General features: G+C 59.8%; 14 protein-coding genes. 2 read left to right on the top strand and 12 right to left on the bottom strand.

Translation table 11 applies throughout. The features are described 5' to 3' along the window. Positions 1-3: 3 nt before the first annotated feature. The 8 genes from AC1UKS_RS11560 to ssuD form a co-directional block, all read right to left on the bottom strand. Positions 4-1,215, bottom strand: a complete 1,212-nt coding sequence (locus AC1UKS_RS11560; RefSeq protein ID WP_482433658.1) for an acyl-CoA dehydrogenase family protein — start codon at positions 1,213-1,215, stop codon at positions 4-6. Next, positions 1,208-2,671 (bottom strand): MFS transporter, encoded by a 1,464-nt coding sequence (locus AC1UKS_RS11565; RefSeq protein ID WP_265910422.1) that lies wholly within the window; start codon positions 2,669-2,671, stop codon positions 1,208-1,210. The genes AC1UKS_RS11560 and AC1UKS_RS11565 overlap by 8 nt, the downstream gene beginning before the upstream one ends. A gap of 188 nt (positions 2,672-2,859) precedes the next feature. Then, positions 2,860-3,735 (bottom strand): MetQ/NlpA family ABC transporter substrate-binding protein, encoded by an 876-nt coding sequence (locus AC1UKS_RS11570; protein WP_265910421.1) that lies wholly within the window; start codon positions 3,733-3,735, stop codon positions 2,860-2,862. A 2-nt stretch (positions 3,736-3,737) separates the two neighbouring features. After that, positions 3,738-4,433, bottom strand: a complete 696-nt coding sequence (locus tag AC1UKS_RS11575; protein ID WP_105759043.1) for a methionine ABC transporter permease — start codon at positions 4,431-4,433, stop codon at positions 3,738-3,740. Continuing rightward, on the bottom strand, positions 4,430-5,446 hold the full coding sequence (locus tag AC1UKS_RS11580; RefSeq protein WP_482433660.1) for a methionine ABC transporter ATP-binding protein: 1,017 nt from the start codon (positions 5,444-5,446) through the stop codon (positions 4,430-4,432). Before AC1UKS_RS11580 ends, AC1UKS_RS11575 begins: the two co-directional genes overlap by 4 nt. Continuing rightward, positions 5,439-6,851, bottom strand: coding sequence for an LLM class flavin-dependent oxidoreductase (locus AC1UKS_RS11585; protein ID WP_482433662.1), 1,413 nt, complete (start codon positions 6,849-6,851; stop codon positions 5,439-5,441). The genes AC1UKS_RS11580 and AC1UKS_RS11585 overlap by 8 nt, the downstream gene beginning before the upstream one ends. An 88-nt stretch (positions 6,852-6,939) precedes the next feature. After that, entirely contained in the window at positions 6,940-8,349 is a 1,410-nt protein-coding gene (locus AC1UKS_RS11590) for an FAD/NAD(P)-binding protein (RefSeq protein WP_482433663.1), read from the bottom strand. Positions 8,350-8,352: 3 nt separating this feature from the next. After that, a complete protein-coding gene (gene ssuD / locus AC1UKS_RS11595; protein WP_482433664.1) occupies positions 8,353-9,519 on the bottom strand; it encodes an FMNH2-dependent alkanesulfonate monooxygenase in 1,167 nt (388 codons plus the stop codon). Positions 9,520-9,793: 274 nt separating this feature from the next. On the opposite strand from ssuD, the gene AC1UKS_RS11600 reads away from it, so the two are divergent. Then, a complete protein-coding gene (locus AC1UKS_RS11600; protein ID WP_482433666.1) occupies positions 9,794-11,680 on the top strand; it encodes an aliphatic sulfonate ABC transporter substrate-binding protein in 1,887 nt (628 codons plus the stop codon). A 94-nt stretch (positions 11,681-11,774) separates the two neighbouring features. Then, positions 11,775-12,722 (top strand): sulfonate ABC transporter substrate-binding protein, encoded by a 948-nt coding sequence (locus tag AC1UKS_RS11605; RefSeq protein ID WP_482433668.1) that lies wholly within the window; start codon positions 11,775-11,777, stop codon positions 12,720-12,722. A 64-nt stretch (positions 12,723-12,786) separates the two neighbouring features. On the opposite strand, the gene AC1UKS_RS11610 is transcribed toward AC1UKS_RS11605, so the two are convergent. The 4 genes from AC1UKS_RS11610 to AC1UKS_RS11625 form a co-directional block, all read right to left on the bottom strand. Then, positions 12,787-13,830, bottom strand: coding sequence for a PLP-dependent cysteine synthase family protein (locus AC1UKS_RS11610; protein WP_482436937.1), 1,044 nt, complete (start codon positions 13,828-13,830; stop codon positions 12,787-12,789). Positions 13,831-14,005: 175 nt separating this feature from the next. Next, complete coding sequence (locus tag AC1UKS_RS11615) at positions 14,006-14,818, bottom strand: MetQ/NlpA family ABC transporter substrate-binding protein (RefSeq protein WP_013202087.1); 813 nt, start codon at positions 14,816-14,818, stop codon at positions 14,006-14,008. Positions 14,819-14,835: 17 nt separating this feature from the next. After that, on the bottom strand, positions 14,836-15,504 hold the full coding sequence (locus tag AC1UKS_RS11620) for a methionine ABC transporter permease (RefSeq protein ID WP_346598739.1): 669 nt from the start codon (positions 15,502-15,504) through the stop codon (positions 14,836-14,838). After that, entirely contained in the window at positions 15,497-16,522 is a 1,026-nt protein-coding gene (locus AC1UKS_RS11625) for a methionine ABC transporter ATP-binding protein (protein ID WP_482433671.1), read from the bottom strand. The genes AC1UKS_RS11620 and AC1UKS_RS11625 overlap by 8 nt, the downstream gene beginning before the upstream one ends. Between the last annotated feature and the right edge of the window lie 51 nt (positions 16,523-16,573).

Genomic DNA, 16,573 nt, shown 5'->3' on the forward strand with positions numbered 1-16,573 from the left:
GCCCTATTCCCCATTGCCAATCTGCCAGATAAACGTCGGTTCGCGGCCATTAACCGCCCAGTCGCCGACGTTGCGGATTTTATAAATCACCGGGTTGTGTGACGCCACGGTGCGCGCGTTGCGCCAGTGACGATCCAGCGCTTTGCTGACGCGGGTGTCCGATGCGCCCAGCGCGTTAAACAGTTCGGTGGCGGCACGCGGGATCAGCTCGGTCGCGATCACCTGCGCTTTGGCAGCTTCCAGCTCCGCCTGCACGTTGGCCTGCTGGATCGCCTCTTCGTTGCCGCCCTGATGCTCGACGTCAAACGCCCGCTGCAGCGAATGCCCCGCGCGCTGCACGGCGGACTCCACCGCCCATGCCCAGCTGTCGATCTGCCCGACCACCTGCAGCACCTGCACATCTTGCTTCACCAGCGGCGCGTTGCCGTGGCTGTAGATACGCTTACGCGCCGCCACGCCCTGCGCAGCATCGCGGCTGACCGCACGGCCAATGCCGGCCAGCGTCGCCAGCAATACGTGCTGGTAAAACGCGGTCTGATAGCGAAAGCGCTCGCTGAAGTCATAGACGTGCGCCGGCTCCACTTCCGCCTCGTTAAAGCGCGTGGTGCCGCTGCCGGTCAGGCGCTGACCAAAGCCATCCCAGTCATCGTCGCGCTGGACCGCCGGTTGATGGGTGCTGACCAGCGCAATCACATCGCGGTCGTTGTCGGTGCGCTTCGCAAAGACATCTATCCAGTCGGCGTACAGCGTGCCGGTGCTGTAAAACTTCTCCCCGTTCAACCGCCAGCCGTTTTCGCCCGGCGACACCCGGGTTTTGATTTCGCCCAGCTTCAGGTTGCCGATTTCGCTCCAGCCGCTACCGACCAGTTCACCGTCGGCAAAACGGCTGAACCACTGGCGACGCTCTTCGCTGTCGGGCTGATTCAGGCGATCTTCGACAAAGGCGAAATGGGCGCGCAGCGCCTGCGGCAGGTTGGAGTCGGCTTCGGCCAGTTCAATCAGCAGCTGGAACAGCTGCGGCAGGCTGGCACCCAATCCGCCCTGTTCCACCGGGATGCGCAGGGTGCCGAATCCGGCCTGCTTCAGCCAGCGGATTGGCTCATCGGCCAGCGTCCGCTGATGTTCACGCGCGACCGCGCCTTCGGCAATCTGGTTGAAGATCGGGCGGAATCTGGCGGCCAGAATTTCGTAATCCGGGTAAGTGGCTTCAGACATGGTGTTCTCCAGTTTCGTGTTCGGTGTCAATGTCCTGACGGGTCGGTTCGAAGCGAATAATCAGCAGGAAGAAAATCGGGATAATGGCGGCCAGCGAGACGATCCAGAACATATTGGTGCCGTAAGCCGCCTGCAGGATCGGCAGGATAAACAGCGCCAGCGCGCTACCAATGCCCGACAGCGAGCGGCCAAAGCCGACGCCGGTGGCGCGAATATGGGTAGGATAAGAGAGCGCCGGATAGATCATCATCTGCGCGCCAGGGCCAAAGCCTTCGGCGAACAGCCACAGACCCAGCATCAGCATGGCAAACACCACCCCGGCGGTCGCTTCAGGATGACCGACCAGCGCCAGCGAAATCAGCGCGATAAACTGCAGCGCAAAGCCGGCGATCGCCACATGCCGTGACGGGAATTTCCACGCCAGGCGCATGCCCAGCAGTCCGCCGGTAAAGGCAAACAGCGCGTTAAGGCCGAGCGAGGCGGAGATGGTTTCAAACACGCCTGCGCCGAGGAACTGCGCCAGAATCGACGGCAGGAAGAAGGCAATCGCGGTGTATTCAAACGAGATACAGACGTTCATCACCGCGGTCACTACGGTGCGCTCCAGATAGGGTTTCTGGAACAGCACGCGGAAGCTGACCCTGGGCGGCGCTTTTTTTTCTACCGCCGGCTTTTCTGGCTCGGCTTCATGGGCGACGATGCCGTAGGAATCCCGCAGGATACGCACCGCACCACTCAAATCGCCCTGATTGGCCGCCCAGAGCGGCGATTCATTCATAAATTTGCTGCGCACGGCGATGATCAGCAGCGCAGGCACCGCACCAAACAGCAGCGATGCGCGCCACAGCCAGTCCAGATGCTCTTTTGGCAGCAGGAAATAGAGGGCAAAAATGATAAAGAAACAGGCCGAGGAAGCGGCGTACCACATCGGGCACCAGGCCGCCAGCCGCGAGGCCTTATTGCCCTTGCCGGTGAATTTGGAGAATTCCGCCAGGTAGGCCATCGCCACCGGCAAATCAATCCCCACGCCGACGCCCATCAGGAAACGCGCGCCGATCAGCACCCAGACGTTCGGTGCCAGGCCAGCGGCAATCGCCGACACCACAAAGAACAGCATATCGGCCATAAATACCGAGTAGCGGCCGTATTTATCGGTCAGCCAGCCGCCGACCAGGTTGCCGACGATGGTGCCGATCATGATCGACGAGGTCACCAGCCCGGTCAGGGTTGGCGTCAGCCCGAACTCTTTCACCACGTCATCAATCCCGTAGGACAGCGTGGTCAGATCGTAGGCGTCGAGGAAGACGCCGCCCAATGCCAGAAACACGATCCAGCGGGCGTAGCTGTTTTTACTGCTGCTGCTGTTAATGACGTTTGCCACATCACTGACAGAGCGAATCGGTGTTGAATGCGGCGGCGGAATTATCCGTTCGCCCTCAAGATTAATCGTGCTCATACTGGCCTCATCATTTTATTATTCGCGGGTGATGAGCTGTTTATAGAAGGATTTTGCGGCGGGAACAAACAACAAATAATCATTATAAAATCATAAAAATCAATAAGATATTCGCATTTTTTTGACAAGCAGAAAAACCGGATAAGCCAAAGGCCTATCCGGTGGGTTCAGGGTTAAAACGCGCGCGATTATTCTGCCGAAACAGGCACCAGCACCCCTTTCACTAACGGGTCATTGGTCTCTTTCAGCCACTGCTGCAAGCGTGGGTCGGCAAACGCCTTCTTCAGCTTGACGATGTTCTCGTCGTCCAGATACGGCGTGCCAATCACCAGCTGCGAGGCAAAGGTTTTCGGCGCGGGCGGGAACAGGATCCCTTTCTCACGCGGGACTTTGCCGGCGTCAAACTGGGACACGTAGCCAATCGCCGCATCCACCGAGTTCAATGCGCGCGGCATGGTTAACAGATCCAGCTCCTTAAACTTGAAATTGTGCGGGTTGGTTTTGATGTCCTTAAGCTGCGCCATTCGCGGCTCCACCGCCGGATCCAGACCAATCAGGCCGATGCGTTGCAGTAACCACAGCGCCTGGCCCTGGTTGGCACCGTCATTGGGCACCACAATTTCCGCGCCTTCCGGTAAATCCTTAATCGAGCTGTAGCGATCGGAGTAGATGCCAAACGCCCACTGGAAAATCGGCAGCGCCGGGGTTAAGGCAAACTTGTTGGCGTCGACCACCTGCTTTAACCACCACTGATGCTGATAGACGGTCGCGGCATACTGGCCGTCGGCCACCGTGCGGTCCGCCTGCACCGGATCCTGCAAGCCTACCGCTTCCAGCTTGATGCCGTAATCCGGCGCGATATGCTGACCGACGTACTGGATAATGCGCTCTTCGCCGGCCATCGCCGGTTCAAAATGGACCTTCAGCGTGTCGGTAAAAGTGACAGCGTCACTCTTCTTCGCCAGCAGATGCCAGGCCACGCCCGCCACGGCAATCACCACCACGACGGCAACAACGCCCGGCCATTTTTTCTTTTTTCTGATTTCAAACTGGTGCTGCGACATGGTCAGGATCCCTGAGAAGGTTGAAGTGCGGCAACCAGGCGGTCGCCGGTAAACTGAATCAGTTGTATGGTGGCAATAAGCACCAGAATGGTGGCGATCATGATGTGGTTGTCGAAGCGCTGATAGCCGTAGACCACCGCCAGATACCCGATGCCGCCCGCGCCGATGGTGCCGGCGATCGCCGAGTACTCAATCATCGAGATCAGGTTAAGCACGATGGCCGCAACGATGGCGGGCAAGGCTTCGCTGACCTGCGCCCGGCGGATGATTTGCCAGGTCGACCCGCCGGAGACCAGCCCCACGGCGGTGACGTCAGCCGGCAGCTCGCGCAGTGCCGTTTCCACCAGCCGGGCAAAGAACGGCGTACCGGCAACAATCATCGGGATCACCGCCGCAGGGATGCCGATAGTGGTGCCCGTCAGCCAGAAGGTGAACGGAATGATCGCCGCCATCAGCACCAGAAACGGCAGTGAGCGTCCCATGTTCACTATCCAGCTCAGGCTGCGGTTCAGTGCCGCGTGCGGGAACAGCCCGCGCTTTGAGGTGTTAAACAGCACGATGCCCAGCAGGCCGCCGAAGGTGACCACAAACAGCATCACGATGCCGACCATCAGCCAGGTTTCGCCGTAGGCCGGCAGCATCAGGGTGTGGATATCGCGCCAGGGGGTGTCATGGCTCATGACGTCTGCGGGTTTCATCCGGCCTCCTGCAATGCGGGCTGGAGATCGAGGATTTCGGCATTGATGCCCAGTTGATAAAGCTGCTGGATCAGCACCTGGTGGCGGGGCCGCTGCGCGCCAAAGCGCACGGCGATGCGCATCCGCCCTGCCAGCCGCTCGCCCACCTGCTCAACGTGCGCCGCCAGCAGATCGATGTGCAGCTGATATTGCTGGCTAAGCTGGCTGATCCAGTCGGTGGCCAGCGGGCGATCGCCATAGGTCAGCTGCAGCAAAATATCCCCCGACGCCTCCAGCGGCTGCAGCGGAAACAGCCGTTGTCCCAGGCTCGACTGCGGGCTGGAGAGCAGATCGCTCAGGGTGCCCTGTTGCACCAGCCGACCGTCGCTGATTTCGGCCACCGCATCCGCCGCCCTGCGCACCACGTCCATTTCATGGGTGATCAAAATAATCGACAGGCCAAAGCGATCGCGCAGCTGTTTCAGCAATGCGAGGATTGAACTGGTGGCCTGCGGATCCAGCCCCGAGGTGGCTTCATCGGCCAGCAGCACAGACGGTTTCAGCGCCAGCGCGCGGGCAATCCCGACCCGCTGACGCTGGCCGCCGGACAGCTGCGCCGGAAAGGCGTTGGCTTTATCGCTCAGGCCCACGCTGTCCAGCAACTGTCCGACGTGGCGTTTGATTTCACCTGGCACCACGCCGAGCCACTCCAGCGGCAGCGCGATGTTTTCCCAGGCGGTTTTACGCTGCAACAGCGCCGACGACTGAAACACGGTGCCAATGGCCCGGCGTTTGGCGCGCAGCGCCTCACCCGACAGCTGCGACAGATCCTCACCATTGACCCGGATGCTGCCCGACGAGGGTTTTTCCAGCAGGCTGATGCACTTCGCCAGCGTGGATTTTCCCGCGCCGCTCGGGCCGACCACGGCGGTGATCGACCCCGCTGGCACGGTCAGCGAGATGCCTTTCAACACCTCCACCGTTTTCCCGCCCGGCGCGGGATAGTGTTTTTTCAGCTCAGCGATTTCAATCATTGAGCACCTCACTCTCCGGCTGCGGCACGTCGCCCGACACGCGGCGATAGCCCACGCCAGGATGCGGTGCTGCAAGACGGTCGCCCTGACCAAACAGTTTTTCGCGCAGGGTGCCCGGCTGATAGTCCTTCTTGTAGACGCCGCGTTTTTGCAGCTCCGGGATCAGCAGATCCACCACATCGGTAAAGGTTTCGTGAGTGACGGCGTAGGCGAGGTTAAAGCCATCGACATCGGTCTCTTCCACCCAGCTTTGCAGCTCGTCGGCCACCGTTTCGGCACTGCCCACCAGCAGCGGGCCAAAGCCACCAATCCCCACCCAGTCGGCCAGCGCCTGCACCGTCCACTGACGATCCGGATCGGCGGTAGAGAAGGTTTCCACCGCCGACTGAATGGCGTTGGTGTGCAGGTGTTTAAGCACCTGGTCCGGCTGATACTGGCCAAAATCGATCCCGGTCCAGCCGGAGATCAGCGCCAGCGCCCCCTCATAGCTGACGTATTTTTTATACTCTTGCCACTTCGCCTGCGCCGCCTGGTCGGTTTCCCCGACGATCACCGTTTGCAGGTTGAAAATCAGGATACTGCGCGGATCGCGGCCGGCCTCAGCCGCGCGGCGGCGAATATCCGCCACGGTTTTCTTCAGCAGCACTTTCGATGGCGCGGCAACAAACACGCACTCGGCATGCTCAGCAGCAAACTGCTTGCCCCGGCTGGAGGCACCGGCCTGATACAGCACCGGCGTGCGCTGCGGCGACGGTTCGCACAGGTGAATGCCCGGCACCTGGAAGAAGGTGCCCTGATGGTTAATCGGGTGGATTTTTGTCGGATCGCTGAAGATGCCGCGCACGCGGTCGCGCACCACCGCATCGTCTTCCCAACTGCCTTCCAGCAGCTTGTACACCACCTGCAGATACTCATCGGCATAGTCATAACGCGCATCGTGATCGGTCTGGCTCTGATGACCGATATTCTTTGCACCGCTCTCCAGATACGAGGTGACGATGTTCCAGCCGATGCGACCTTTGGTCAGGTGATCCAGCGTGGAAATGCGGCGGGCAAACGGATAAGGATGCTCAAAGGAGAGCGAGGCAGTCAGGCCAAAGCCGAGGTGTTCGGTGACTAACGCCATCGGGGTGATCAGCGCCAGCGGATCGTTAACCGGCACCTGGGTCGCGTTGCGGATCGCGGCATGGTTGTTGCCGTCCAGCACGTCATACACCCCCAGCACGTCGGCAATAAACAGCCCGTCGAACTTGCCTTTTTCCAGCAGGCGGGCCAAATCGGTCCAGTAGGCCAGATCCTTATATTCCCACGAGCGGTCGCGCGGGTGCGCCCACAGGCCGGGAGACTGGTGACCGACACAGTTCATATCAAAAGCGTTCAGGCGAATTTCACGTTGCGATGACATAGCAGACTCCATAGCTGGCACGGCAAGGGCTCGCCCTTCCGTTCCGGCAATCAGTAAAAGGATATTTTTTTCAGGAAAAATCAGCGGTTCAGGAAGGGGGACATCGCTCGCTGTCGGGCTGGGGAACGATCCCCAACAGCTGCTGCGCCAGGGTTTCGGCATGTTCGGCGACCTGCGGCAACCCCATGAGTTCACCGAAGCGGCCGCGCGCGGCGGGCCCGACGACATACAGGTGAGGGTTGCTCTGGTCGTGGCGGTTCAGGGTGCGGGAATGGGCATCGACAGCGATCCCCAGCGCCAGCGGATCGGCCTTGATCAGCCCTTCCGTCGCCAACTGGTGCAGCAGCGGATTACTGCTTAACAGCGCGCCGTGGGCCGGACCGGTGGTGACGATCAGCCGGTCAACCTGCACGCTGTCGGCGCTGGCCTGGCCACGTCGCTTCAGGCTCAGGATCACGGTGTCGTTATCGACCGCCACCTGTTGCAGGCTGGCGGCCAGCACCTGAAGGTGGCCGCTGTGCAGCAGTCGCGTCAGCACCGCGCTGACCTGCGGCGCAATGCGGTAGCGATGCACATCCCACCACGGGCGCAGATGGCGCAGAAAACTGCGCTGCTGGCCGAGCGGCAGCTGTTGCCACAGGCGCTGACCGTTGAGGCGAATATCGTCCAGCACCACCTGCCACGGCTGCTGTTCGGCGGCGGCCAGACGGGCTTCCTGGCGGATGCGGCGCAACCAGCCAAGTGCGGTCGCGGCCTGCGGTCGCTGGTAATCCAGCGGTCGTGGCGCAAAGTCACCGGAGATATTCGGGCGCGGCAGCTGACCCCGGCGGGAGAAGGCGACGATGCTGCCGCGATGCCCCTGACGGTGCAGCGAGGCGACCACGTCCGACATGGTTAAGCCGGATCCGATAATGGCCACCCGATCGTCTTTAGCCACCTGGCTTAGCGCATCGGTCTGCCACGGATTGGCGATCAGCGCAGGATGCCCGGCCAGCACCTGCTGAAGTTTAGCCGGCACCGCAGGCGGCGGATGGCTGACCGCCAGCACCACGTCATCCGCGCGGTATTTTCTGCCGGACGCCGTCAGCACCTCGCCGTTTTGCAGTGCTATCGCCCGATCCTGAATATGGGTCACCCGCACCGCCGAGGTTTTCAGCGCCTCAGCCAGCTTGCCAGCCACGTAAGCGCCAAAGTGGCCGCGCTGCGGATAGACCTTGCCGTCCTGCCACAAGGCTTTAGCATCGATCTGAAAGGCGGCCGAGGCACGATACCAACGGTCAAAGTCCCCTTCTTCCGCCGCCGAAAGCTGCATCCTGGCCGCCGGCACGTTAATCCTGTGCGCCGGATCGGTGGTGCCATAGGCCACACCCTGAGCCAGCTGGGCGCGCGGTTCAATAATTGTCACTTCCAGCCCGGCGTGACCCAACCGCGCCAGGTGGACAGCCAGCGCCGTGCCGGTAAAGCCGCCGCCGATAATGACAATCTGCCGATCGCTCATGACTCAGTTTCCCTGTTTGCCCGGACGGCGATCGCCACCGATGGTTTCGCCAAAGGGTCCGGTATTGATGGTGCGCTGGCGCTTCTCGGCATTGCTGGCCAGCGGCAGCAACGGCATCACCAGTTCCGCAAAGCGGTGCGCTTCTTCCAGATGAGGATAGCCTGAGAAGATAAAGTTTTTGATGCCCAGCGCCTGATATTCACGAATACGATCCGCCACCTGCTGCGGACTGCCTACCAGCGCCGTACCCGCGCCGCCACGCACCAGGCCTACGCCGGCCCACAGGTTAGGGGCGATGCGCAACCCGTCTTTCGAACCGCCGTGCAGCGCGCTCATGCGGGCCTGTCCGGTGGAATCCATCCGCGAGAAGATCTTCTGCGCGGCGGCGATGGTGTCATCATCAAGGTGGGCAATCAGCTTGTCGGCGGCGGCCCAGGCTTCTTCTTCGGTTTCCCGCACAATCACGTGCAGACGAATGCCGTAATCCAGCGTGCGGCCCCGCTCTTCAGCGCGCTGACGCACCACGGCGATTTTCTCCGCCACCTGCTCAACCGGTTCGCCCCAGGTCAGATAGGTATCGATCTGGTTAGCGGCCACCTCCAGCGCTTCTTCCGAGGAACCGCCAAAGAACAGCGGCGGACCGTCTTCCTGCACCGGCGGGAACAGCACTTCGGCCCCTTCCACGCGGATATGCTCGCCGTGGTAATCGACCTTCTCGCCCTTTAACAGGCGCGAATAGACGTCGAGGAACTCGCGGGTGACCTGGTAACGTTCGGCGTGGCTGAGGAAGATGCCGTCGCCTTTGTTCTCCACCGGATCGCCGCCGGTCACCACGTTGATCAGCAGACGCCCTTCTGACAGGCGATCCAGCGTGGCGGCCATCCGCGCGGCCAGGCTCGGCGGCTGTAAGCCGGGACGCACCGCGACCAGATAGCGCAGGCGTTTAGTGATTGGTGCCAGCGCCGAGGCCACTAACCAGGAATCCTCGCAGCTTTTGCCGGTGGGGATCAGCACGCCGTAATACCCCAGATTGTCGGCGGCGAGCGCCACCTGCTGCAGATACGGCAGATCGACGGCTCTTCCGCCTGCGGTGGTGCCGAGATAACGGCCATCGCCGTGGGTCGGTAAAAACCAAAATACCTTGAGATTGTCCTGCGCTGCGTCGCTCATTATCCGTTTCCTATATAACGATATCTGAATTTATTGTATTGATTATTCTCGTTTGGTTATAAAGACCGTAGCAGGAACCATGCCACAATATAATCCTGCTATTGTTATTATTTTTCAATGGGTTAAATTTTAAGATCCCCGCCCCTTTTTGCTGCAAATGCAACAGCCACTGATGACCGCCTGCTGCATTTGCAACAAACCGGCCGCCCACCCCCTCGTTATCGCCCGCGTCTGAAGGTATGGTTTCCGTTCCGCTTACCCTGAGGGAAACCCCATGCAAACCCACGGCCCGGTGTTAATTGATCCTGCCTCTATTGCCTTCCAGAGCGTTCTGGATCGCCTGGCCCCGACCGACGCTACCGTGCTGATCGTCGGGGAAACCGGCACCGGTAAAGAGGTGGTGGCGCGCTATCTGCATCATCACAGCTCGCGACGCGACCGGCCGTTTCTGGCGGTTAACTGCGGCGCGCTGACCGAAAGCCTGGCCGAATCCGAACTGTTCGGTCATGAGAAAGGCGCCTTTACCGGCGCGGCAGATCGTCATCAGGGCTGGTTTGAGGCGGCGGAAGGCGGCACGCTGCTGCTGGATGAAATTGGCGAGCTGAGCCTGCCGTTGCAGGTGAAGCTGCTGCGGGTGTTGCAGGAGCGCGAAGTGACGCGGGTGGGATCGCGTCGCCCGGTAAAGGTCAACGTGCGGGTGGTGGCGGCCACCCATGTCGATCTGGCGCATGCCATCCGTGAACGCCGTTTCCGTGAAGACCTCTATTACCGGCTGAATGTCGCGGCGGTGGCGCTGCCGCCGTTACGCCAGCGGCGGGAAGATATTCCGCTGCTGGCCGACCACTTTTTAACGCTGTATGCACGGCGGCTGGGCCGTCCGCAGCTGCGCCTCAGTGAGGAAGCGCTGGGCACGCTGATGGATTATGCCTGGCCGGGCAATATCCGCGAGCTGGAAAACACCCTGCACAATGCGGTGCTGTTGAGCAGAGAGCCGCTGATTACGCCGCAGCAGCTGCGGCTCAGCGCCGCCAATCTGACCTCGCTGCCCCATGATGACGATTCGCTGGATGCGTTCTTACGCCAGCAGCTGGTGGAAAATGACAGCCCGCTTTATCAGCGGGTGCTGGATTCGCTGGTGCGTAACGCCTTTGAACTGAGCCAGGGCAACCAGCTGCAAACTGCCACCCTGTTGGGCATCAGCCGCAATACGCTGCGCACCCATCTTGGCCATCTGGGCCTGATTAAAGCCCGCCGCAGCGTGGCCGGCGCGACAGGCAAAACCCCGAACGAATTGGGCAGCAGCGAGCGCGAACTGCGGATTGGTTATCAGAAGTTTGGCAATCTGGGGATTTTGAAAGTGCGGCAGACGCTGGAAACGCAGTTTGCCGATCGCGGCGTCAGCGTGCTGTGGAGCGAGTTCCCCGCCGGTCCGCAGTTGCTGCACGCGCTGACCAACGGCGAGATCGATTTTGGCACCACCGGCGAGGTGCCGCCGCTGTTCGCCCAGGCCAGCAACAGTCCGCTGCTGTATGTCGCCTGGGAACCCGCCGCCCCGCGTAGCGTGGCGCTGCTGGTGGCGCATGACAGCCCGGTGCAGACGCCGGCCGATTTACGCGGCAAGCGCATCGCGGTGAATAAAGGCTCCAACGTCCATTACCTGTTGCTGCAAATTCTCGACGAGGCGGGCCTGACGCTGGACGACGTGCGCGTGGTCTATGCCCCGCCGAAATATCCGCTGACCCCCAGCGATCATCATGCGGTCGATGCCTGGATGATGTGGGACCCGCTGCTGAGCGATGCCGAACACGGCGAGCAGCTGCGGGCGATCGCCAACGGCGTTGGTCGGGTGAACAACCATCAGTTCTATCTGGCGCATCGCGACTTTGTCGGGCATTCCGCCGATTTGCTGGACACGCTGATGTCGGCCCTTGAACACACCGGACAGTATATCGAGGCGCACCGCGATGAGGCCGCCGCGCTGCTCTCCGCCGAGCTCGGGCTGTCCACCGCGTCCCTCGTCCATGCGCTGGCGCGCCGCAGCCATCAGCCCCGGCGCATGGATTTGACCATTATTCGCCAGCAGCAGGCGATTGCGGATCGCTTTTACGCCCTTGGCCTGCTGTCCCGCGCGATCAAGGTGCGTGAGGCGGTCTGGCCATGATTTTTTCAGCTAAGCAAAGCAATTTTACTCGTTAAGCCGTTTTCGCGCGGTTTGCTATGTTGCGGAAACACCACTTAAAACACTGGGATTAAAGATGAAAAAAATCGTATTGAGCGGCCTGATTGCCGCCGCACTCAGCGCCTCGGCGTTTAATGTCATGGCAGAAACCGCCCCTAAACAGGTCACCATCGGTTTCCAGAAAGCCAATATTTTTGCGCTGCTGAAGTATCGCGGCACGCTGGATACTGAATTCAAAAAACAGGGCATCGCGGTGAAGTGGGTCGAATTCCCGGCCGGCCCGCAGATGCTGGAAGGGCTGAACGTCGGCAGTATCGATTTGGCCGCCACCGGCGATGCGCCACCAACCTTCGCCCAGGCGGCGCAGGCCGACCTGGTGTATCTGGCGCACTCGCCCGCTAACCCCAAAACCGAAGCGATTGTGGTGCCGGAAAACTCCGGCATCAAAACCGTGGCCGACCTGAAAGGCAAACGCGTGGCGCTGAATAAAGGCTCCGACGTTAACTATCTGCTGGTCAGCGCGCTGGAAAATGCCGGATTGAGCTACAAGGACGTGAAGGCCATTTATCTGCCGCCTGCCGATGCGCGTGCCGCCTTCCAGCGTGGCGCGGTCGATGCCTGGGTGATTTGGGATCCCTATTACGCGGAAGTGGAAACCAATGCCCGCGCCCGGTTGATCAAAAATGCCGAGGGGTTGGTGCCGCATTACACCTTCTATCTCTCCAGCCGTAAGTTTGCCGATACCTATCCGCAGACCGCCAAACAGGTGGTCGATCAGCTCGGTACGCTGAGCGACTGGGCCAACAAAAACCCGGATGAGGCGGCTAAAATACTGTCGACCTCAACCGGTTTGCCGCAGCCGATCTGGCAGCGGGCGATTGCCAGAATGCCGTTTGGCGCAGAGCGAATGACGCCGGAAGTGTTTAAGGAACAGCAGGCGCTGGCTGATAAGTTTACCCAGATTGGCCTGCTGCCGGTGAAGGTTAACGTTGCCAGCGCAACCTGGTCGCTGGATAAGAAATAACGCTGCATTTTGCAGGCAAAAAGGGCAATCGACTGATTGCCCTTTTTTATCTGCTGGGGGTGACTCAGACGATCGCTTCCGCCTGGCGATTCAGCGCGGCAGCCTGCAGCTGTTCAACGCTGAGCGCGGGATCGAACAGGCCGGTGGAGAGGTAGGTCAGGCCGCTGTCCGCGAGGATCGCCACAATCCGCTTGCCGGCATATTCCGGCCGCCGGGCAACCTCGCGCGCGGCATACAGCACCGCACCAGAGGACTCACCCACCAGGATGCCATCCGATAAGGCGACTTCCCTCGCCGTCTGTACCGCCTGCCAGCTCTCCACCGCGATCGCTTCATCGCACAGGCCGCGATCGAGCGTCAGCGGCACCCGCTCCGGGGCCACCTCGCTGAAAACATGCACGCCGGTGATCTCGCGGGTGTCCGGGTTGTCCTTGTCCGGGATGCTGAAGCGGCCGGGCTCGACGGCGATCAGTGTGATCTGCGGGTTAAGCTGCTTAAGATAGCGTCCCGCCCCTGACAGCGTGCCGCCGGTGCCGACGGACGCGATCAGCACGTCAACCTGCCCTCCGGCCTGCTGCCAGATTTCCGGCCCGGTATTGTGGAAATGGGCCTGCGGATTCGCCGGGTTTTCCAGCTGGCAGGTGAAGCAGATATTCGGCTCTTTCAGGATCACGTTATCGGCCAGCCAGCGGGCGGCAGCCACAAAGTCGCCGTCACTCGCTTCGATCACTTTGTCGAAGCCGGGTACCGTGCTAAACGGGATGATTTCCGCGCCGAAGGCGTTGAGGATGGCAAAACGTTCGGCGCTGAGTTTGTCATGCAGGTAAACGCGAAACTTATAGCCTTTGGCCGCCGCAATCGCGGCCAAACCTATGCCGGTATTGCCGCTGGTGGTGTCGACCAGCGTCATGCCCGGCCTGAGCTTGCCGCTGCGCTCCGCCGCTTCAATCATTGCCAGCGCGGTGCGATCTTTGATGCTGTGATTAGGATTAAAATATTCCAGTTTGGCGACCAGATCGGCAGCTAGTTGATGCTGTTGGGAAAAGCGGGTGAGGCGTAATAGCGGGGTCTGACCTACCAGTTCGGTAATGCCATTATGTATTGTCATCATGCGCTCCAGTCAGGCGGGTTAAGCAATCTACAGGCAAATATTCCGCTTATCGTCTGAAAGGTAAATTAAGAAATAGCGCAAAGGATTCCAGAGAAATAACTAAGTCCGGGGAGCATGAATTACCGATGTAAAAAAGGCCGGTTTCCCGGCCTTCTTGTAAAAAAAACTGCTATCAGTTATTCACCGGAATAACGGCACCTTTATATTTGGTGCGGATCCAGTCCTGAATTTGTTTCGAATGCAGCACGGTGACCAGCGCTTTAATATCCGGCTTGTTTTCATCGCCACGGTGCACGGTGATGATATTGGCGTACGGGTTATTTTCACCGCTTTCAACGGCAATCGGATCTTTTACCGGATTAAGGCCGGCATCAATGGCGTAGTTGGCGTTAATCACCACCGCATCACCTTCGTCATTGTTGTACATCTGTGGCAGCAGCGCGCCTTCGACGTTAGCAATAAACTGCAGGTGTTTTGGGTTCTCAACCACGTCGCTGATGCGCGCGTCCACTTTGCTGACGCCAGGCTTCAGTTTAATCACGCCGGCCTTCTCAAAGATCGACAGGATACGGCCCTCTTCCGCCACCGCATCACGCATGATCACTTTGCCGTTCTGTGGCAAATCCTTCAGCGATTTGTATTTCTTCGAGTAGATGCCGATGGGCTCGATATGGATTGCGCCAGCGCTGACAAAATCATAGGTCTTGTCGTCGGCATGGTCTTTCAGCACGCTGTTCAGATACGGCACGTGCTGGAAGTAGTTAGCGTCGATATCACGGCTGGCCAGCGCGGTATTTGGCAGGATGTAGTCCTGGAAAGGTTTGATTTCCAGATCGATGCCCTGCTTCGCCAGGATCGGCTTGGCCTGCTCCAGAATTTCAGCATGCGGTACGTTGGACGCGCCAACGGTCAGCGTATCAGCCCATGCGCTCAGACTCATCGCAGCCAGAGTGGCAGCAGCCAGCAGTGTCAGTGTTTTTTTCACAGTAAATCCCCTAAAAGTTAACGTTTATCGAGCCGTGTGGTCACGAGATCACCTACGAACTGGATGATAAAAACAATCACCAGAATCATTGCCGTCGCCACCAGCGTCACATCGCCGTGGTTACGTTGAAAACCTTCCAGATAGGCCAGATTGCCGAGGCCACCGGCGCCAATCACCCCGGCCATCGCGCTGTAACTGACCAGCGCTATCAGCGTGACGGTGATACCTGACACCAGTGCTGGCGAGGATTCCGCCAGCAGCACGCGGAAAATCAAGGTGCTGATGCGCGCGCCCATCGAACGCGAGGCTTCAATCACCCCTTTATCGACTTCGCGCAGGCCGATTTCCACCAGACGCGCGTAGAACGGCGCCGCCCCGACAATCAGCGCCGGCAGGGCCGCATCCGCGCCCAAAATGGTGCCGATCAGCTTTTTGGTGAACGGGATTAGCAGCACAATCAGAATGATGAACGGGATCGAGCGGAAGACGTTGACCAGCACCGAGATCACCGCATAGATCGCCCGGTTCTGGAACAGGCCGCCGCGCGCGGTCAGAAACAGCGCCAGCCCGAGTACAATCCCCAGCACAAAGGTCGCCACGCCGGAAATGGCGGTCATATACAGGGTTTCACCGGTCGCAGCCCACAGCTGGTCCAGTTTCAAATGCGGAAAGAGGGACTCAATCATTGGCGACCACCTCGGTTGTAATGCCATGCGCGTGCAGGTCCTGCAGAATGTTCTCCAACTGGCTGCGGGTGGCGTTGACCTGTAACCACAGTTCGCCAAAGGTGCCATTGCTGGTTTGCGTCATTTTGCCGTGCAGGATGTTGAACGGTAGCGCGTATTTCAGCGTCAGTTCGCCGACAATCGGCTGGCGAGTGCTCTGACCGATAAAGGTCAGCTTCAGCACGCTGCCGCCCGTCTCATCCACCAGCTCAGCATTGAACGGCGTGTCTGCGCGGCTGTACTCGGTGGTTTGCTTAACGAACTGGCGGGTGATCGGCTGTTGCGGATGGGTAAAGACCGACAGCACCTCGCCCTCTTCGACGATGCGACCGTCTTCCATCACCGCCACCCGATGGCAGATTTTGCGCACCACGTGCATTTCGTGGGTGATCAGCACGATGGTCAGCTTCAGTTTACGGTTGATATCCAACAGCAGATCGAGGATGGCATCGGTGGTTTGTGGATCGAGCGCGGAAGTGGCTTCATCACACAGCAGCACTTCGGGATTGTTGGCCAGCGCGCGGGCAATGCCGACACGCTGCTTTTGCCCACCGCTGAGGTTGGCCGGGTAGGTCGACTCTTTGCCGGTCAGCCCCACCAGCTCAATCAGCTCTTTCACCCGCGCCTGGATTGCCGCTTTTGGCGCGCCGGCAATTTGCAGCGAAAAAGCGATGTTTTCGCTGACCGTACGCGACCACAGCAGATTAAAGTGCTGGAACACCATGCTGATTTTCAGCCTTGCGGCGCGCAAAGCTTCGCCTTTTGCTTGGGCAATATCCTGCCCGGCAATGGTCACGCTGCCCGACGTGGGTTTTTCCAGCCCGTTAAGCAGACGGATCAGCGTACTTTTTCCCGCGCCGCTGTAGCCGATAATGCCGTAAATCTGCCCCTGTTCAACCTGAAGGCTGACATCGTCGACGGCCCTGATCAGACCCGCCGTGCCTTTGAAGGTCTTGAATACGTTGCGTAAAACTATCATCTGTTGCCTGTCTGTCTGCGGCGATTGAATCGCTTATTAAATGAACTGATT

Source organism: Erwinia sp. AK-PDG3-5 (assembly GCF_056821705.1).